Raw genomic sequence first — 19366 nt, forward strand, 5'->3', positions numbered from 1 at the left:
GGCTCTCGCCTGATTTGATTGTAGTTTTGCCACGACTGGATTGATCGAGAGAGCTGAAATCGTCGACGAAATGTAGTAAAACTACACGAAGCCGGATCTACCCAACCGGTACATCCAAGAATTTATGTGCCCGCTCAAAAAGCCGGCCACGCATCTGGTTTCCGATTCTGGAAGCCTTTCCGCTCTGGAGCAAGCCATGCAAGACCTCGATCCAATCGAAACCCAGGAATGGCTGGACGCACTGGAATCCGTCCTCGACAAGGAAGGCGAAGACCGTGCCCACTATCTAATGACGCGTCTGGGTGAGTTGGCCACTCGTAGCGGCACACAGCTGCCCTATTCGATCACCACTCCCTACCGCAACACCATTCCGGTCACGCGTGAAGCACGCATGCCGGGCGACCTGTTCATGGAACGCCGCATCCGCTCGATCGTTCGCTGGAACGCTCTGGCCATGGTCATGCGCGCCAACATGCAGGACCCGGATCTGGGTGGTCACATCTCCACCTTCGCCTCCAGCGCGACCCTCTACGACATCGGCTTCAACTATTTCTTCAAGGCGCCGACCGAAGAACACGGCGGCGACCTGATCTACTATCAGGGCCACGCATCGCCCGGCATCTACGCTCGCGCCTTCCTGGAAGGCCGCCTGAGCGAAGAGCAAATGCTCAAGTTCCGCCAGGAAGTAGACGGTGATGGCCTGTCGTCGTACCCGCACCCGCACCTGATGCCGGACTTCTGGCAGTTCCCGACCGTGTCCATGGGCCTGGGCCCGATCACCGCGATCTACCAGGCGCGTTTCATGAAGTACCTGGAAAACCGCGGCTTCATCCCGGCCGGCAAGCAGAAGGTCTGGTGCTTCATCGGCGACGGTGAGACTGACGAGCCAGAAACCCTGGGCGCCATCTCCCTGGCCGGCCGCGAGAACCTCGACAACCTGATCTTCGTCATCAACTGCAACCTGCAGCGCCTCGATGGCCCGGTTCGCGGTAACAGCAAGATCATTCAGGAACTCGAAGGCGTGTTCCGCGGCGCCAACTGGAACGTCAACAAGGTCATCTGGGGCCGCATGTGGGATCCGCTGTTCGCCCAGGATGAAGACGGTCGCATGCAGCGTCGCATGGACGCCGCCATCGACGGTGAATACCAGAACTACAAGGCTAAAGACGGTGCCTACGTGCGCAAGCACTTCTTCGGTGCCGATCCGGAGCTGCTCAAGCGCGTCGAGAAGCTGTCGGACGAGGAAATCTTCAACCTCAACCGCGGCGGCCACGACCCGTATAAGGTCTATGCGGCCTACCACCAGGCGGTCAACCACAAAGGCCAGCCGACCGTCATCCTGGCCAAGACCATCAAGGGTTATGGCACCGGTGCCGGCGAAGCCAAGAACACCGCGCACAACACCAAGAAGGTCGATATCGAGTCGCTGAAGAAATTCCGCGATCGCTTCGACATTCCGCTGAACGATTCGCAGCTCGAAGAGCTGCCGTTCTACCGTCCGGCCGAAGACAGCGCCGAGATGAAGTACCTGCGCAAGTGCCGCGAGAAGCTCGGTGGCCACCTGCCGCAGCGTAACCGCGGCAGCATCAGCATCCCGACGCCGCCGCTGGAAACCCTCAAGGCGGTTCTGGACGGCTCGGGCGACCGCGAAATCTCCACCACCATGGCGTTCGGTCGCATCCTCGCCTCGATGGTCAAGGATAAGGAGCTGGGCAAGCGCATCGTGCCGATCCTCGCTGACGAGGCGCGTACCTTCGGTATGGAAGGCATGTTCCGCCAGCTGGGTATCTACTCCCCTGTCGGCCAGCTTTACGAGCCGGTCGACCGCGATCAGGTGATGTACTACCGCGAAGAGAAGGACGGCCAGATCCTCCAGGAAGGCCTCAACGAGGCAGGCGCGTTCTCCTCCTTCATCGCTGCCGGTACCGCCTACAGCAACTACAACACCCCGATGCTGCCGGTTTACATCTTCTATTCGATGTTCGGCTTCCAGCGTATCGGTGACCTGGCCTGGGCCGCCGGCGACGGCCAGACCCGCGGTTTCCTGCTGGGCGGCACCTCGGGCCGTACCACGTTGAACGGCGAAGGCCTGCAACACGAAGACGGCCACAGCCACATTCTCGCCAGCACCATCCCCAACGTGCGCAGCTATGACCCCACCTACGCTTACGAGCTGGCGGTGATCATGCGCGAAGGCACGCACCGGATGATGACTCTGCAGGAAAACGTTTATTACTACATCACCGTGATGAACGAGAACTACCAGCAGCCGGCCATGCCCGAAGGTGTCGAAGACGGCATCATCAAAGGCATGTACCTGCTCGAAGAGGACAAGAAGGAAGCCGCCCACCACGTGCAACTCATGGGTTGCGGCACCATCCTCAACGAAGTTCGCGAAGCGGCGAAGATCCTGCGCAACGACTACAACATCGGTGCCGATGTGTGGAGCGTCACCAGCTTCAACGAACTGCGTCGCAACGGCCTGGCCGTAGAGCGCAGCAACCGTCTGCACCCGGGCGACGAGCCCAAGCAGAGCTATGTCGAGCAGTGCCTGAGCGGTCGTAAAGGTCCGGTCGTGGCCAGCACCGACTACATGAAGCTGTTCGCCGAACAGATTCGTCAGTGGGTACCAGTCAAGGAATACAAAGTTCTGGGCACCGACGGTTATGGCCGCAGCGACAGCCGTCGCAAGCTGCGCGACTTCTTCGAAGTGGACCGTCGCTGGGTTGTTCTGGCTGCGCTCGAAGCGCTGGCCGATCGCGGTGAAATCGAACGCAAGGTGGTGGCCGAGGCCATCGTCAAGTTCGGTATCGACCCTGAAAAACGCAACCCACTGGACTGCTGAGGAGACGCATTGTGAGTGAATTGATTCGCGTACCCGATATTGGCGGCGGTGAAGGTGAAATCATCGAGCTGTTCGTTAAGGTCGGCGACCGCATCGAAGCCGACCAGAGCCTGCTGACCCTCGAGTCGGACAAGGCCAGCATGGAAATCCCGGCCCCCAAGGCCGGCGTCGTGAAGAGCCTAAAGGTCAAGCTAGGCGACACCCTGAAAGAAGGTGACGAGCTGCTCGAGCTGGACGTGGAAGGCGATGCCGAAGCCGCTCCGGCAGAGCAGAAGCAGGAGCAGGCTTCAGAACAGGCAGCACCGGCTGCTGCCGAGGAGTCGGCTGCCGAGCCGCAAGCTCAGTCGGCAGGCAACGCCGAGCCTCAGGAAGTCAAGGTGCCGGACATCGGCTCCAGCGCCAAGGCGAGCATCATCGAAGTGGCGGTCAAGCCGGGCGACACCATCGAGGTCGATCAATCGCTGATCACCCTCGAGTCCGACAAGGCCAGCATGGAAATCCCCTCGCCGGCTGCCGGCGTGGTGGAAAGCGTATCGGTCAAGGTCGGTGACGAAGTCGGCACCGGCGACCTGATTCTGGTGCTCAAGGGCGCCGGCGGCGCTCAGAAGCAGGCCGCCAGCGCGCCAGCTCCTGCGGCCGCTCCGGCCCAGACCCAGGCCGAAGCGCCTGCCGCTGCCGAAGAGCCGGCCGGTGAGAGCACTGAAGAAGTGCGTATCCCGGACATCGGCGCCGACGCTGCCAGCGTCATCGAGATGCTGGTCAAAGAAGGCGACAGCGTGGAAGCCGAACAATCGCTGATCACCCTGGAGTCGGCCAAGGCGAGCATGGAGATCCCGGCTCCCAAAGCTGGCGTGATCGAAAGTATCGCCATCAAGGTCGGTGACCAGGCCAAGACCGGCGACCTGATCCTGACCCTCAAGGTCCAAGGCAAAGCTGCCGCCAAGCCGGCTGCAGCCCAGGCGCCAGCCGCTGCACCCGAGCAGGCCAAACCGGCCAACGTACAGGGCAGCGCGCCAGCCAAGGCTGCACCGCAGGCCGCCCCTGCGGCCGCGCCAAGCCGCGACGGCAGCAAGGTGCACGCCGGCCCGGCGGTGCGTCAGCTGGCCCGCGAGTTTGGCGTCGAGCTGAGTTCGGTACCTGGCAGTGGCCCGAAAGGTCGCATCCTCAAGGAAGACGTGCAGGCCTACGTCAAATCCGAGCTGCAGAAAGCCAAGTCGGCTCCTGCCGCAGCTGCCGGTGCAACCGGTGGCGCCGGCATTCCGCCGATCCCGACTGTCGATTTCAGCAAGTTCGGTGAAGTCGAAGAAGTGCCGATGACACGCCTGATGCAGGTCGGCGCGGCCAACCTGCACCGCAGCTGGCTGAACGTCCCGCACGTGACCCAGTTCGATTCGGCCGACATCACTGAGCTGGAAGCCTTCCGCGTTGCCCAGAAAGCTGTCGCCGAGAAAGCCGGCGTCAAGCTGACCGTGCTGCCACTGCTGCTCAAGGCCTGCGCCTACCTGCTCAAGGAACTGCCGGACTTCAACAGTTCGCTGGCGCCAAGCGGCAAGGCCGTGATCCGCAAGAAGTACGTGCACATCGGCTTCGCCGTCGATACGCCGGACGGCCTGCTGGTGCCGGTGATCAAGAACGTCGACCAGAAAAGTCTGCTGCAACTGGCTGCCGAAGCCGCTGCACTGGCCGAGAAAGCGCGCAACAAGAAGCTGTCGGCTGACGACATGCAGGGTGCCTGCTTCACCATCTCCAGCCTCGGCCACATTGGCGGCACCGGCTTCACGCCGATCGTCAACGCGCCGGAAGTGGCGATCCTCGGCGTCAGCAAAGCGACCATTCAGCCGGTGTGGGATGGTAAGGCCTTCCAGCCCAAGCTGATGCTACCGCTGTCGCTGTCCTACGATCACCGCGTGATCAACGGCGCAGCCGCTGCCCGCTTCACCAAGCGCCTGGGTGATGTGCTGACCGACATCCGCACCATGCTGCTGTAAACGACATCTTTTGAGCGCCACGCTCGTATCCTCAACCCCGCCCAATCAGGCGGGGTTTTTTTTGACCGATCATCGGCTTAATCACCTCGGATTACAGGTTTTTCTTTCTGCAATATCTCTTTCAAATCAGCAAGTTAAAATAAAGACGTCACAATGCCATTAGATTCCTTGTCAGCCGCTACTGCCATGGTGCAACCTAGGCCGGCTATCGCCTGTGCGGAGCTGCAACCAATACTGTATTCAACCCTGTTAGCGCTATAGTGGTAGGGCCGGGCAATAGCCTGTGCCAGCCGATGGATAACGCCATTCGATGAAAAGTCATCCCGATGCCGCAGGCCGTGCCATGGCCGAGGTCGTCACGCAATTGCCCGTGCCCTCTCGGCTCGGCATGATGCGTTTCGAGCGGATGAATGAGCCGAACTGGCTCCTGCTGTTCATCGATGCGAGCTGCGAAAAGCAGTTCGGCATTCCTCCCAGTGATCTATGCAACCTGGTGGAAACGCCTTATGCCAGTCTGATGGAGCCTGAGGAGCGCTACCGTCTGCACGACTCCATTCAGCAACAGCTCGTCGATAGTTCGCATTATCTGGTGCGCTACACCCTGCACACGCCCCAAGGTCCTCTGAAGCTGATGGAGCTGGGCGAGCCCTTCAAGCAACGCGGGCGCGCCCTGCTACGCGGCTACCTGCTGGTAATCAGCGAAGAGCCGGGCGACTTGACCCCCACCATGCAGCCGTCAGCAGCGCTGGAGGACCTGCAGCGCAGCCAAGCCGAATTGCTGCAACACCAGTCACGTGCCCTGGCCCAGCAGCAGCTCATCGTGCGCCTGGCCAGCCAACGCTACCAGGGCACCGACCCATGCCGGGAAGCCGCTGAACTGATCACCCGCAGCGCTTGCGAGATATACGATGTGGCACGGGCCGGCATCTGGCACATCAACGGCGACACCCTCGAGCCGGTAGCACTCTATGTGCAGGAACAGGGGCATCACGAGATGCCGCCGCCGATAGACGGTCGCCGTTATCCCAGTTACCTGCGCGCGCTCAAGGAAGGCCGGGCGCTCGACGCCCACGACGCAGAGAACGACCCGCGCACCCGCGAGCTGTTCGAGGATTACCTGCGGCCCAAATCGGTGACCGCGATCCTCGACGCCAGCATCCGCGTCGGCGGCGAACTGGTGGCCGTGCTCTGCCTGGAACACACCGGTGGCCCACGTACCTGGCAGGCGGACGAAGTGGCCTTCGCCGGCGAGCTGGCCGACCAGTACGCCAACGTGCTCAGCAATCAGGAACGACGCAACGCCACCAGTGCCCTGTACCTGTTCCAGCGCGCCGTCGAGCAGAGCGCCAGCGCCTTTATCCTGCTCAACCGCGACGGCATGGTGGAGTACGTGAACCCCAGCTTCACGGCCATCACCCAGTACAGCGCCGATGAAGTGCAAGGCCGCCAGCTCGCCGAGCTGCCGGCCCTGGAAAACCTCAGTGACCTGCTGTTCAACACCGACTCGGGCCTTGCCGAACAGAACAGCTGGCAGGGCGAGTTCAAGAGCCGGCGCAAGAACCTGGAGCCATACTGGAGCCAGTTCTCGATCTCCAAGGTACATGCCGACGATGGCAGCCTGACCCATTACATCGGCATCTATGAAGACATCACCGAGACCAAGCAGTCTCAACAGCGCATCGAGCGCCTGGCCTATAGCGATAACCTCACCGGCCTCGGCAACCGCTACGCCTTCATTCGTGCGCTGGAGCAGCGCTTCAGCAGTGACACCGCGCCGGTCAGCCTGCTGCTGGTGGATATCGATAACTTCAAGCGCATCAACGACACATTAGGCCACCAGACCGGCGACAAACTGCTGGTCAGCCTTGCCAAACGCCTGCGCAACAGTTTCAGCGGCGAAGGCACCCTGGCGCGCTTTGCCAGCAACGAATTCGCCATCCTGCTCGATAATTGCGAGAGCCAGCGCGGACAGGAAATTGCCCAGCAGGTGCTGGAAACCCTCGACAAGCCGCTGTTCGTCGACAATCAACTGATCATCATCAGCGGCTCCGTGGGCCTGGCCAGCTCGCCCGAGCATGGCGCCGACCCGCAGACGCTGATGAAACATGCCGGCCTGGCGCTGCACAAGGCCAAGGCCAACGGCAAACACCAGATGCAAGTGTTCACCGATGCCCTGAATGCCGAGGCCAACTACAAGCTGTTCGTCGAGAACAACCTGCGACGCGCCCTGACTCAAAACGAACTGGAAGTGTTCTACCAGCCCAAGCTGTGCCTCAAGACTGGCCAGCTGCTGGGTATGGAGGCGCTGCTGCGCTGGCAGCATCCGGAAAAGGGCATGATCCGCCCGGATCAGTTCATCAGCGTGGCCGAGGAAACCGGCCTCATCGTGCCGATCGGCAAGTGGGTGGTGCGCCAGGCCTGCCGCATGAGCAAGCAACTTACCGCGGTCGGGCTAGGTAACCTGCAGGTGGCCATCAACCTGTCGCCCAAGCAGTTCAGCGACCCGGACCTGGTTGGCTCCATCGCCACCATTCTTCAAGAGGAGCAGTTGGCGCCAGAACTGCTCGAACTGGAGCTCACCGAAGGCTTGCTGCTGGAAGCCACCGACAGCACACGCAGCCAGCTCAACGAACTCAAGCAGTTGGGCCTAACCCTGGCCATGGACGACTTCGGCACCGGCTATTCGTCGCTCAGCTACCTGAAAAAATTCCCCATCGACGTGATCAAGATCGATCGCAGCTTCATCAAGGACATTCCCGAAAACGAGGACGACATGGAAATCACCTCTGCCGTGATCGCCATGGCCCACAATCTCAAGCTCAAGGTCGTCGCCGAGGGCGTCGAGACGCCGGCACAGCTGACCTTCCTGCGTCGTCAGAACTGCGATATCGGCCAGGGCTATCTATTCGATCGCCCCATTGCGGGCCGTGATCTGGTAGAAAGTCTCAAGCGCTACTCGCGACGCCCGACCGCCAGACGGTAATCAACCTCCGTCAGCCGCCGCGGTCTACCCAGAACATCGATTTGGAGAACCTCCACCATGGCTCTACGCTCGGAAATCCTCACCAAAAAGCTCGAACTGCCCAGCGCCGAGCAGGCCTTGCCGGGCCGTGAAACGCCGATCTCGGTTCCCGAGGCGCACTTCGTCAACGGCAACCCGCTCAAGGGCCCATTCCCTGCAGGCCTACAGACCGCCATTTTCGGGCTGGGCTGCTTCTGGGGCGCCGAGCGCCGTTTCTGGCAGCAACCTGGCGTATGGACCACCGCGGTTGGTTACGCCGGCGGCTACACGCCAAACCCAACCTACGAGGAAACCTGCTCGGGCCTGACCGGCCATGCCGAGGTTGTGCTGGTGGTGTTCGATCCCAAGCTGACCAGCTACGAAAATCTGCTCAAGGTATTCTGGGAAGTGCACAACCCGACCCAGGGCATGCGCCAGGGCAACGACATCGGCAGCCAGTATCGCTCGGCCATCTACTGCGTCGATGAGCAGCAACTCGCTGCCGCCAAGCACAGCCAGGAGCAGTTCCAGGCAGAGCTGCGCAAGGCCGGCCTGGGCGACATCACCACCGAGATCGCCTCCGCGCCGACCTTCTACTACGCTGAGGCTTATCACCAGCAGTACCTGGCCAAGAACCCGGAAGGTTACTGCGGCCTGGGCGGCACGGGTGTGTGCCTGCCACCTCAGTAACAGGAGCAGACGGACTTGGAGTTGAGCAGCATTGCCAGTCAGGTATCGAGTCAGGCATCGGCGCAGTTCTCCGCGCAGATGTCGCTCCTGCTGCTGCGCAAGACGCTTGAGCTGCAGGCCGCCAGCGTCGGCGGCCTGGTGCAGGCCGCTTCGCCTGCCAGTAGCCCCGTCAATCCGCCAAACCTGGGCAACAGCATCGACGTGATGGCCTGACGAACTACTGCCATCCCATCGTCAGCCCGACTAAACTTGTGGGCAATTAGCCAGTAATCGACGAGCACCGGATGCCCGCCAACCTGCCCTACATTTCGCCCGAGCAGCTCTGCGTCGGGCTGTACATCCAGCTCGACCTGAGCTGGTGGGAACATTCGTTCGCGTTCAGCAATTTCAAGATCAAGGACGAAAGCCAGCTCAAGCAGCTGCGCGCCCTGGGCCTCAAGCGCCTGCGCTACGATCCGGCGCGTAGTGATTGCGACCCGCTACCGCTGGCCGAAGCGCCAGTCGAACAGCCTGCTGCACCGCCTCCACCGCCAGATCCCCAAGAGCAGGCACGCCAGGCGCGGGTCAAGCAGCTCAGCGTGCTGCGCAAACGCCTGTCGGAGGTCGACCGCGCTTTCGTCCAGGCCAGCCAGCGGGTCAAGGCCCTCAACCAGAGCCTGCGCAACCAGCCGGAGGAATCGGTCAAGCAGGCCGGTGCGCTGGTCAACGAGCTGGTTACCACCATGCTCGGCGAAGACGGCGTTGCCCTACATAGCATCAACGGCAAGGCTGCTGAAGACGCTTACCTGCATTCCCTGAACGTCACCGTGCTATCGATGATGCTCGGTCGTCAGTTGGGCCTGGATGCTGAGGCCAGCCACATGCTCGGCATGGGCGCCCTGCTACATGACATCGGCAAGCTGGAGCTGCCCAGCAAGGTGCTGCTCAAACCGCCACCGCTGACCCGCGCCGAGCAACAGCTGCTGGAAATGCACACGCTGTACGGCAAGCGCATGGGCGAGAAGCTGATGCTCGACGACGATGTGCTGCGCATCATCCATGAGCACCACGAACACTGTGACGGCAGCGGTTATCCACAGCAGCTGCGCGAGGCCTCCATCGGCCGGCTGAGCCGAATCGTGTGCATCGCCAACCACTTCGACAACCTGTGCAACCCGGTAGACCCGCGCACGGCGCTGAGCCCCCACGAGGCGCTGGCGCGGATGTTCCTGCCACAGTATCGGGTGCGTTTCGACGATGTCGCCTTGAAAGCTTTCATTCGCTGTATGGGCGTCTACCCGCCGGGCAGCCTGGTGCAGCTCGAGGACGAACGCTACGCGCTGGTGCTGGGCATGCATCCGACCCTGCCGATGAAGCCGACCCTGATCATCTACGATCCGGCAGTGCCCAAGGAGGAAGCGCTGATCGTCAACCTGGAGGCCGAGCCGAAACTGGCCATCGCCGCCAGCATCCGCCCTTCGCAACTACCGCCTGAAGCGCTGGAATACCTCAACCCGCGCCAGCAGCTGACCTACTACGTCGATCCGCGACGCCGCTAGACAGCGGCGGGTGAGAACGTAGGAGGGGCTTTAGCCCCGAGCTTTATGAGGGCGTAAAGAGCTCGGGGCTAAAGCCCTCCTACAAAAAGCACGCATTCACCATCCGCTTCTGCCACTCAGCTGCCAAAAGGCTGAAAGATCGCGAACAGGCTCCTAGGGCTGCTGCTCGGCGATCAGCCAGTCCAGCCGCCAGCTGCCCTGGCTTTGCGCCAGGCGCTCGGCCAGCCATGGCAGCAGCGCACGCAGTTCCTCCTCCAAACCCCACGGCGGATTGCTGATCAGCAGGCCCGAGCCGTTGAGGCGCCCGGCCTCGTCGGCCGGATGGACGAACAGCTCGGCGCGCAGCAGTTTCGGCGCGGCGCTCTTTTCCATGTCCCGGTAGAAACGCTTGAGCTGGCGCTCGTCCTTGATCGGGTACCAGATCGCCACGATGGTCTGGCGCATGCGCCCGATCGCCTCGTTGAGGGCGGTGACGCAGCGCTCCAGCTCATCGGCCTTTTCGAACGGCGGATCGATCAGCATCACTGCACGCTTCTCGCGAGTCGGCAGCAAGGCCCGCGGCAGATGCCAGCCTTCGCCCAGATGCACGGCAACGCGGCGGTCACCGGCCATGTTTTCTTTAAGCGCCTGGCCGTCGTCCGGGTGTTTTTCGTTGAGGTGCAAGCGGTCCTGCTCGCGCGTCTGCAGGCGAGCCAGCTCGGGCGAGCCTGGGTAATGGCGCAGCACGCCATCGGGGTTCATCGCGCGAATCACTTCCAGGTAATCGAGCAACGGCTCGGGCGCGTCCGTAGCCTCCCAGAGCCGGCCGATGCCTTCGCGCCATTCACCGGTGCGGCTGGCCTGATCGCCCTGCAGGTCGTACAGGCCGACGCCGGCGTGGCTGTCCAAGTAGGCATAGGGTGCGTCCTTGCGCGCCAGCAGCGCGAACAGGCGGCAGAGCACCAGGTGTTTGAGCACATCGGCGTGGTTGCCGGCATGGAAGGCGTGGCGGTAATTCATCGTCGGCTCCTGAGCAGGGGACGAATTGTAGCTGGCCTGGGCGCCTGACGCAGCGCCCGCCCGACGCCGTTCGACTTCTCCCCGGGTATCACCGCTTTCGATGATGCTGGCGAGGCGTGGTAAGGCCCCTAGACTGGCCTCATTCCAGCGGAGAACCACCATGTCCGATACCCTGCTCAGCGCCCGCAACCTAGCGTTCGAACTCTACGAAGTGCTCGACGCCGAAGCACTCAGCCAACGCCCGCGCTTTAGCGAGCACAACCGGGAAACCTTCGACGCCGCCCTGGGCACCGCGCGCAGCATCGCCGAAAACCTGTTCGCCCCGCACAACCGCAAGAACGACGAGCACGAGCCGCAGTACGTCGACGGCGGCGCCAAACTGATCGCCGAGGTAAAACCGGCGTTGCAGGCCTTCAACCAGGCAGGCTTTCTCAACGCCACACGGGATTTCGAGCTGGGCGGCATGCAGCTGCCCAACTTGCTCTCCCAGGCGTGCTTCGCGCACTTTCAGGCGGCCAACATCGCCACGGCGTCCTACCCGCTGCTGAGCATGGCCGCCGCCAATCTGATCGAAGCCTTTGGTGATGACATACAGAAGCGCCGCTTCCTGCAGCCGATCATCGAGGGGCGCTTCTTCGGCACCATGGCGCTGACCGAGCCCCACGCCGGCTCTTCCCTGGCCGACATCCGCACCCGCGCCGAGCCAGCGAGCGACGGCAGCTACCGTCTCAAGGGCAACAAGATCTTCATTTCCGGCGGCGACCACGACCTCAGCGAGAACATCGTTCACCTGGTGCTGGCTCGCCTGCCTGACGCGCCGGCCGGTGTGAAGGGTATTTCGCTGTTCATCGTGCCGAAGTTTCTGGTCAATGACGATGGCAGCCTCGGCGCTCGCAACGACGTCACCCTGGCCGGCTTGTTCCACAAGATGGGCTGGCGCGGCACCACGTCCACGGCGCTGAATTTCGGCGATCATGGCAATTGCATAGGCTATCTGGTCGGCAAGCCCCACGCCGGGCTCGCCTATATGTTCCAGATGATGAACGAGGCGCGCATCGGCGTCGGCATGGGCGCGGTGATGCTCGGCTATGCCGGCTACCTGTATTCGCTCGACTACGCCCGCCAGCGCCCCCAGGGGCGCCTGCCCGACGCCAAGCAGGCCGACGGCCAGGTGGCGATCATCGAGCACGCCGACGTGCGCCGCATGCTGTTGGCGCAGAAAGCCTACGTGGAGGGTGGTTTCGACCTGGTGCTGTACTGCGCGCGCCTGGTCGACGACAGCCAGACCCTCGAAGACGCCGCCCAGCGTGAACAGGCCGCCCAATTGCTCGACCTGCTCACGCCGATCGCCAAATCCTGGCCGTCCGAATACTGCCTGCAGGCCAATGCCCTGGCGATCCAGATTCTAGGCGGCCACGGCTACACCCGCGACCACCCGGTGGAGCAGTACTACCGCGACAACCGCCTCAACCCGATCCATGAGGGCACCCACGGTATCCAGTCCCTCGACCTGCTCGGCCGCAAGGTTGGCCAGCATGGCGGCGCTGGCCTGCAGGCGTTGCGCCAGCGGATTCTCGATACCTGCCAGCGTGCCGAGCCATTCAGCGAACTGAACGCCCTGCGCCAGGCCTTGCAGGCGTTGCTGGAGCGCCTGTCGGAAATCACCCTAGGCCTACTTGGCGACTTGCAGCAGGGCCACATCAATACGGCGCTGGCCGACTCGGCGCTGTACCTCAAAGCCTTCGGCCATCTGGTGCTCGGCTGGCGCTGGCTGGAGCAGGCGGTACGCGCCGAACAGGGCCGCCTGGCCGGTAAAGGAGGGGACGCTGACTTCTACGACGGCAAGCTGCAGGCCGCGCGCTACTTTCTGCTGCGCGAAGTGCCAGGCTGCCACCACGACCTGGATATTCTGGCGCGCCGCGACGATACCTGCCTGGCGATGCAGGACGCCTGGTTCTGAATTAGCCAAAATAAAAAAAAACGGGCCCAGAGGGCCCGTTTTCTTATCCAGCTGATCAGCGCGCGGTGATCACCGGTGCGCTGAGCTTCTCCAGCAGGCTGGCTTGCGCGCTACGCGAGTTCTGGTTGCCGGTTGGCGACAGCCGCACGTAGCGGCCATCGGGCTGCAGCACCCAGGCGTGGGTGTTGTCGGTGAGGTACGCCTCCAGTTCCTTCTTGACCCGCGTGATGAGCTTCTTGCCCTCCACCGGGAAACAGGTCTCCACCCGCTTGTCGAGGTTGCGCTCCATCCAGTCGGCGCTGGAGAGGTAGATCAGCTCGTCACCGCCATTGAGGAAGTAGTAGACGCGGGTGTGCTCCAGGAAGCGGCCGATGATCGAACGCACCTGAATGTTGTGCGACACGCCGGGAATGCCCGGACGCAGGCAGCACATGCCGCGCACCACCAGATCGATCTTCACGCCGGTCTGGCTGGCCTTGTACAGCGCGCGGATGATCTTGGCGTCGGTCAGCGAGTTGAACTTGGCGATGATGTGCGCCGGCTTACCCTCGGCTGCGGCCGCCGTCTCCTTGGCGATCAGGTCGAGCAGCGTCTTCTTCAGGGTGAAAGGCGCGTGCAGCAGCTTCTTCATGCGCAGGGTCTTGCCCATGCCGATCAACTGGCTGAACAGCTTGGAGACGTCCTCACCCAGCGCCACGTCGGCGGTCAGCAGGCTGTAGTCGGTGTACAGCCGCGCGTTACCAGCGTGGTAGTTACCGGTGCCCAGGTGCGCGTAACGACGGATCTCGCCGTTCTCGCGGCGCAGGATCAGCATCATCTTCGAGTGGGTCTTGAAGCCCACCACGCCGTAGATCACCACCGCACCAGCTGCCTGCAGGCGGCTGGCCAGGGCCAGGTTGGACTCCTCGTCGAAGCGGGCGCGCAGTTCGATCACCGCCGTGACTTCCTTGCCGTTACGCGCGGCTTCCACCAGCGCATCGACGATCTCCGAGTTGGCGCCCGAGCGGTAAAGGGTCTGCTTGATCGCCAACACGTGCGGGTCTTTCGCCGCCTGACGCAGCAGGTCGACGACCGGCGTGAACGACTCGAAGGGGTGCAGCAGCAGAATGTCCTGCTTGCTGACCACGTTGAAGATGTTCTCGCTGTTCTGCAGCAGCTTGGGGATCACCGGGGTAAACGGCGCGTGCTGCAGCTCTGGGTGGCTGTCCAGGCCGGTGATGCTGAACAGGCGAGTCAGGTTGACCGGACCATTGACCTGATACAGCTCATGCTCCGACAGGCCGAACTGCTTGAGCAGCTGGTCGGTGAGGTGTTTCGGGCAGGTATCGACCACTTCCAGGCGCACGGCATCGCCGTAACGGCGGCTGAACAGCTCGCCACGCAGAGCGCGGGCCAGGTCTTCGACGTCTTCGGTATCCACCGACAGGTCGGCGTTACGGGTCAGGCGGAACTGGTAGCAGCCCTTGACCTTCATGCCTGGGAACAGGTCGTCAGCGTGAGCGTGGATCATCGACGACAGGAACACGTAGTTCGCACCTGGGCCACCCACCTCTTCCGGTACCTTGATGATGCGCGGCAGCAGACGTGGAGCCGGTATAACAGCGAGACCGGAGTCGCGGCCAAAGGCGTCGACGCCTTCCAGCTCGACGATGAAGTTCAGGCTCTTGTTGACCAGCAGCGGGAACGGGTGCGTCGGGTCGAGGCCGATCGGGGTGATGATCGGCGCGATCTCGTCACGGAAATAACGGCGCACCCAGGTCTTGTGCTTGGTCGTCCAGTAACGGCGGCGAATGAAGTTGATGCCGTGCTTGGCCAGCTCCGGAAACAGCACATCGTTGAGGATGGCGTACTGGCGGCCGACCTGCTCGTGCACCAGTTCGGCAATGCGCGAGAGCGCCTGGTGCGGCTGCAAGCCGTCGGCACCGGCCTGCTCACGGGCGAAGTTGATCTGCTTCTTCAAACCGGCAACACGAATCTCGAAGAACTCGTCCAGGTTGCTGGAGAAGATCAGCAGAAACTTCAGGCGTTCCAGCAACGGGTAGGACTCGTCCAGCGCCTGTTCCAGCACGCGGATGTTGAACTGCAGCTGCGACAGCTCGCGGTGGATGTACAGGCTACTGTCATCCAGGCTCGGCACCACCACGGGCGTTGCCGCGGCTTCGACTACAGGTGTTTCCACGACTGTTTCCACCGGTGCTTCGTCGACCACAGGCAGGCTGACTGCCGCTACGTCGAGCTGTTCGTTCTCACTGAGTCCTTCGTTGCTCATTGAATTACCCTGGAGGGCTTATTGCCCCTGTCGTAAGAGTTCGGCCGCACGCACGGCGAAGTAGGTGAGGATGCCATCGGCACCCGCTCGTTTGCAGGCGGTCAGCGATTCGAGAATCACCGCCTCGCTCAGCCAGCCATTCTGGATGGCGGCCATATGCATCGCGTATTCGCCGCTGACCTGGTAGACAAAGGTCGGCACCTTGAATTCGCTTTTGACCCGGGAAACGATATCCAGATAGGGCATGCCCGGCTTGACCATGACCATGTCGGCGCCTTCGGCCAGGTCGCTGGCCACCTCGTGCAGGGCCTCGTCGCTGTTGGCCGGGTCCATCTGGTAGGAAGCCTTGTTGGCCTTGCCCAGGTTCAGCGACGAACCCACCGCATCGCGGAACGGGCCGTAGTAGGCGCTGGCGTACTTGGCAGAGTAGGCCATGATCCGCACGTTGACGTGATCGGCCAGTTCCAGTGCTTCGCGGATCGCCTGGACGCGCCCGTCCATCATGTCCGACGGCGCGACGACCTGAGCGCCGGCTTCGGCATGGGACAGCGCCTGCTTGACCAGCGCATCGACGGTGATGTCGTTCTGTACGTAACCGTCTTCGTCGAGAATGCCGTCCTGGCCATGGGTGGTGAACGGGTCCAGCGCCACGTCGGTGATCACCCCCAGTTCGGGGAAGCGCTCACGCAGCGCACGGGTGGCGCGCTGGGCGATGCCGTCCGGGTTCCAGGCTTCACGACCGTCGAGAGTTTTCTTTTCCGCCGGGGTGACCGGGAACAGCGCCAACGCCGGAATGCCCAGCGCCACCCACTTTTCCGCTTCCTGCAGCAGCAAGTCGATTGACAGCCGCTCGACGCCCGGCATGGACGTCACCGCCTCACGCTGATTCTCACCATCGAGCACGAATACCGGCAGGATCAGATCGTTGGTGGTCAGCACGTTCTCGCGCACCAGACGCCGGGAGAAGTCGTCGCGACGATTGCGACGCAGGCGGGTGGCAGGGAACAGGCGGTTGGCGGGGGTAAAGCTCACGGCAGACTCCTGGGCCCGCTCGAACGGGCGAAGTGTGACAGTTATAAGCCGCCATTATGACTAAATGATGACGAGCACAACGAATACTGCGACGGTGCGTCGCAGCCAGTAAGGCACATCCCGGCGCGCAAAAGCTCGCAAAATCAGCCGCTAGCGCCGGCGCTCGGGATATTTCACGGGTTTTCGACAAATGCTGTTTTAGAGTGTCGAACGGCGTAGCCTTGCCAACCCATTTGCGACGGTCATCTCTACATGCTGGAAAATCTGCTGCAGCACTTCGGTTACCCGGCCCTCGCGTTGGGCACCTTCCTTGAAGGCGAAATGTCGCTGTTGCTGGCGGCCTACCTGGCGCTGCGCGGCATCCTGCAGATCGAGCTGGTGATGCTGTTCGCCTTCATCGGTACCTACGCCAGCGACCAGCTGTGGTTCCACCTGGGCCGCCGTCACGGCCGCCGCATTCTCGAACGCAAGCCCAAGTGGCAGGCGCTGAGCGACAAGGCCCTGGTGTACCTGCGCCGCCACCCTGACCTGTGGGTGCTGGGCTTTCGCTTCTTCTATGGCATGCGCACGGTGATGCCACTGGCCATTGGCATTTCCGGTTACCCGCGACGCCGCTACGTGATTCTCGACGCCATTGGTGCGGCCATCTGGGCCATCGCACTCGGCACCCTGGCCTACAAGCTCGGCCGCGCACTGGAAGGCCTGCTCGGCGAACTGCACGAGATCCAGGCCTATCTGTTTGGCGCCCTGCTGGTGATCGGCCTGGGCGTCTGGCTGTACCGGCGCAGACAGCACGAAGGCTAGTCAGCGCCAGCTTGACGAACGCGGCGCGGGCGTTCAAAAGGCTGTAACAATCTCACGACTGCCCAGTCATATCTTCAGGCAGGTTTTTCTCAAGCGAGCGCTGCATTCGACGCAGTGCTGGCCCTTCATCAGGAGTTGGTCGATGAACAAGAAAGTTGCAGTGATCCTTTCCGGTTGCGGCGTCTACGACGGCGCGGAGATCCACGAAAGCGTCATCACCCTGCTGCGCCTCGATCAGCGCGGTGCCCAGGTGCAGTGCTTTGCGCCAGATATCGATCAGGCCCACGTGATCAACCACCTCAAGGGCGAGGAAATGCAGCCCGCCCGCAACGTGCTGGTGGAGTCGGCCCGCATCGCCCGCGGCAACGTCAAGGACGTACGCGAACTGCGTGCCGACAACTTCGATGCGCTGATCATCCCGGGCGGCTTCGGCGCCGCCAAGAACCTCAGCGATTTCGCCAGCAAGGGCGCCGACTGCAGCGTGCAGCCCGATGTACTGGCCGCCGCGCAATCCTTCGTAAGCGCCGCCAAACCCATCGGCCTGATGTGCATCGCCCCGGCCATGGCCGCGCGCATCTTTGGCGCCGGCGTGACCTGCACCATCGGCAACGACACCGACACCGCCGCAGCACTTGGCAAGATGGGCGCCGGACACGTCGAGTGTCATGTCGAGGACATCGTCGAGGACACCGAGCGCAAGCTGGTCACCACCCCGGCCTACATGCTCGCCAACTCCATCGCCGAAGCGGCTTCGGGCATCAACAAGCTGGTCGACCGGGTGCTGGAGCTGACTCACGAGTGACAGACCGCCCCATCCTGGGGACTGATTCGCTTCGGCTAATCGCCTAAGGCGCGCGATCTCAAGTCAATGTGGGAGCGCGCCATGCGCGCGACGTCACGGGCATGGACTGGGACGTCCCGCCCGTTCCTACATCGGTCGATCATGTCCGTAGGATGGGCGCAGCCCATCAACGAGCACATCGCTCAATAGCCTGCTTCTCCCGGGTATCGCTACGCTCAACCCAGGCTACGAGGTCAGGCTCAACCCCGCGCCAAACGCGTCAGCAAGCGATCCAGCGAGTTGGCGAACGCCTGGCGATCCTTGTCGCCATAGGCCGCCTGGCCACCACCGACCTGCCCCTGCTCACGCAGGTCGGTGAACAGGTTACGCACCGCCAGGCGCTCGCCCATGTTGCGTTCGTCGAACTCGCGCCCACGGGGATCCAGTGCCAGCACGCCCTTCTTGACCAGGCGGTCGGCCAGCGGCACGTCACTGCAGATCACCAGTTCGCCGGGCACGGCGTGCTCTACCAGGTAATCGTCCGCCGCGTCGGGGCCGCTCGGCACCACGATCAGCTTCACGCAGGCGAAGTTGGGCCGCGCCACAGCCTGGCCAGCGACCAGCACCACCTCGAAACTACGCTTGAGGGCGAACTTGACCACCTGATCGCGGGCCAGCCGCGGGCAGGCGTCGGCGTCGATCCAGACACGCATGTTCAGAGCGGTGCGCGGCGGACAGTGGCCAACAGGGCAGCGGCACCTACGAACAGCGCACCAAAGCTGCGATTCATGATGCGCTGCTGACGCGGCGTGCGCAGCAGACGCAGCACCCGCACGGCCAGGCCGGTATAGCCGGCCATGACGATCAGGTCGACGGTGACCATGGTCACGCCGATGATCAGGTACTGCTCGGTCAGCGGCGCATGGGGGTTGATGAACTGCGGCAGCACCGCGAGCATGAACACGATGGCCTTGGGGTTGCCGAAGTTGACCAGAAAGCCGCGCAGAACCAGGCTCAGCGGCCGACCGATGGGGCGCTCGCCCGCGACGTTCATGTCCGCCGGCTCGGCACTCCATTGGCGCCAGCCCAAGTAGACCAGATAGGCCACGCCGAACCATTTGATCAGGCTGAACGCCAGGGCCGAGGTGGCCAGCACCGCGCCGACGCCCGCCGCGACGATGGCAATCTGCAGCGCCAGGCCCAGTTGCAGGCCCAGGGCATTCCAGTAACCGCGCCAGAAGCCGTATTGCAGCCCCGCCGACATCGAGGCGATAGCACCGGCACCGGGCGACAGGCTGATCAGCCAGCAGGCGACGAAGAAAGCGAGCCAGGTTTCCAGAGCCATGATGGCGACCTCGGTGAGGGATTAGCGAAACGTCGAAATTACCTGAATTGCCGCAATCGCGGCAGGGGCTGCAGGCGCTATTTCACAGGCGGCGCACGCAACCCCAAATGCGTG

Annotated in this window: 13 protein-coding genes and 2 pseudogenes; 10 read left to right on the forward strand and 5 right to left on the reverse strand. The window is 62.8% G+C overall.

Going from position 1 to position 19366, the window contains the following annotated elements; all coding sequences use genetic code 11:
• The first annotated feature begins 196 nt into the window (after positions 1–196).
• The 7 genes and pseudogenes from aceE to FB481_RS18975 all read left to right on the forward strand — a co-directional run bounded on the left by aceE (position 197) and on the right by FB481_RS18975 (position 10062).
• A complete protein-coding gene (gene aceE, locus FB481_RS18950) occupies positions 197–2845 on the forward strand; it encodes a pyruvate dehydrogenase (acetyl-transferring), homodimeric type (protein WP_093506290.1) in 2649 nt (882 codons plus the stop codon).
• Between the two features lie 11 nt (positions 2846–2856).
• Positions 2857–4833, forward strand: coding sequence for a dihydrolipoyllysine-residue acetyltransferase (gene aceF / locus FB481_RS18955; protein WP_147177365.1), 1977 nt, complete (start codon positions 2857–2859; stop codon positions 4831–4833).
• 310 nt (positions 4834–5143) lie between these two features.
• Positions 5144–5528 (forward strand): annotated as a pseudogene (locus tag FB481_RS23730) (diguanylate cyclase); the annotation flags it as partial.
• A 56-nt stretch (positions 5529–5584) separates the two neighbouring features.
• Positions 5585–7816 (forward strand): annotated as a pseudogene (locus tag FB481_RS18960) (putative bifunctional diguanylate cyclase/phosphodiesterase); the annotation flags it as partial.
• A 57-nt stretch (positions 7817–7873) separates the two neighbouring features.
• The gene (gene msrA / locus FB481_RS18965) at positions 7874–8524 is read left to right on the forward strand and encodes a peptide-methionine (S)-S-oxide reductase MsrA (protein ID WP_147177367.1); all 651 of its coding nucleotides are present in this window, start codon (positions 7874–7876) and stop codon (positions 8522–8524) included.
• Positions 8525–8539: 15 nt separating this feature from the next.
• Positions 8540–8737 (forward strand): putative motility protein, encoded by a 198-nt coding sequence (locus FB481_RS18970; RefSeq protein WP_093506282.1) that lies wholly within the window; start codon positions 8540–8542, stop codon positions 8735–8737.
• A 71-nt stretch (positions 8738–8808) separates the two neighbouring features.
• Positions 8809–10062 carry an HD-GYP domain-containing protein gene (locus FB481_RS18975; protein WP_147177368.1) on the forward strand — a complete coding sequence of 418 codons (1254 nt, stop codon included), beginning with the start codon at positions 8809–8811 and terminating at the stop codon, positions 10060–10062.
• A gap of 153 nt (positions 10063–10215) precedes the next feature.
• Here the strand turns inward: FB481_RS18975 and FB481_RS18980 are convergent, their stop codons facing one another.
• The gene (locus tag FB481_RS18980; RefSeq protein WP_093506278.1) at positions 10216–11061 is read right to left on the reverse strand and encodes a 23S rRNA (adenine(2030)-N(6))-methyltransferase RlmJ; all 846 of its coding nucleotides are present in this window, start codon (positions 11059–11061) and stop codon (positions 10216–10218) included.
• Between the two features lie 160 nt (positions 11062–11221).
• Between FB481_RS18980 and FB481_RS18985 the strand changes: the two genes are divergently transcribed.
• A complete protein-coding gene (locus FB481_RS18985) occupies positions 11222–13021 on the forward strand; it encodes an acyl-CoA dehydrogenase (protein ID WP_147177369.1) in 1800 nt (599 codons plus the stop codon).
• Between the two features lie 55 nt (positions 13022–13076).
• Here FB481_RS18985 and ppk1 read toward each other — a convergent pair whose 3' ends face one another.
• Both ppk1 and hemB read right to left on the reverse strand, forming a co-directional pair.
• Positions 13077–15290: a polyphosphate kinase 1 gene (gene ppk1, locus FB481_RS18990; RefSeq protein WP_147177370.1), complete on the reverse strand. Its 2214-nt coding sequence runs from the start codon at positions 15288–15290 to the stop codon at positions 13077–13079.
• 18 nt (positions 15291–15308) lie between these two features.
• On the reverse strand, positions 15309–16322 hold the full coding sequence (gene hemB, locus FB481_RS18995) for a porphobilinogen synthase (RefSeq protein WP_093506272.1): 1014 nt from the start codon (positions 16320–16322) through the stop codon (positions 15309–15311).
• A 252-nt stretch (positions 16323–16574) separates the two neighbouring features.
• Between hemB and FB481_RS19000 the strand changes: the two genes are divergently transcribed.
• Both FB481_RS19000 and elbB read left to right on the forward strand, forming a co-directional pair.
• On the forward strand, positions 16575–17126 hold the full coding sequence (locus FB481_RS19000) for a DedA family protein (RefSeq protein ID WP_147177371.1): 552 nt from the start codon (positions 16575–16577) through the stop codon (positions 17124–17126).
• Positions 17127–17268: 142 nt separating this feature from the next.
• Positions 17269–17928: an isoprenoid biosynthesis glyoxalase ElbB gene (gene elbB / locus FB481_RS19005; protein WP_147177372.1), complete on the forward strand. Its 660-nt coding sequence runs from the start codon at positions 17269–17271 to the stop codon at positions 17926–17928.
• A 239-nt stretch (positions 17929–18167) separates the two neighbouring features.
• Here the strand turns inward: elbB and FB481_RS19010 are convergent, their stop codons facing one another.
• Both FB481_RS19010 and rhtB read right to left on the reverse strand, forming a co-directional pair.
• Positions 18168–18620, reverse strand: coding sequence for a YaiI/YqxD family protein (locus FB481_RS19010; protein ID WP_147177373.1), 453 nt, complete (start codon positions 18618–18620; stop codon positions 18168–18170).
• A gap of 2 nt (positions 18621–18622) precedes the next feature.
• Entirely contained in the window at positions 18623–19252 is a 630-nt protein-coding gene (gene rhtB / locus FB481_RS19015; protein ID WP_027904350.1) for a homoserine/homoserine lactone efflux protein, read from the reverse strand.
• Positions 19253–19366 lie beyond the last annotated feature (114 nt).

Origin of the sequence: Pseudomonas sp. AG1028, assembly GCF_007993955.1 — a bacterium.
GTDB lineage: Bacteria > Pseudomonadota > Gammaproteobacteria > Pseudomonadales > Pseudomonadaceae > Aquipseudomonas > Aquipseudomonas straminea.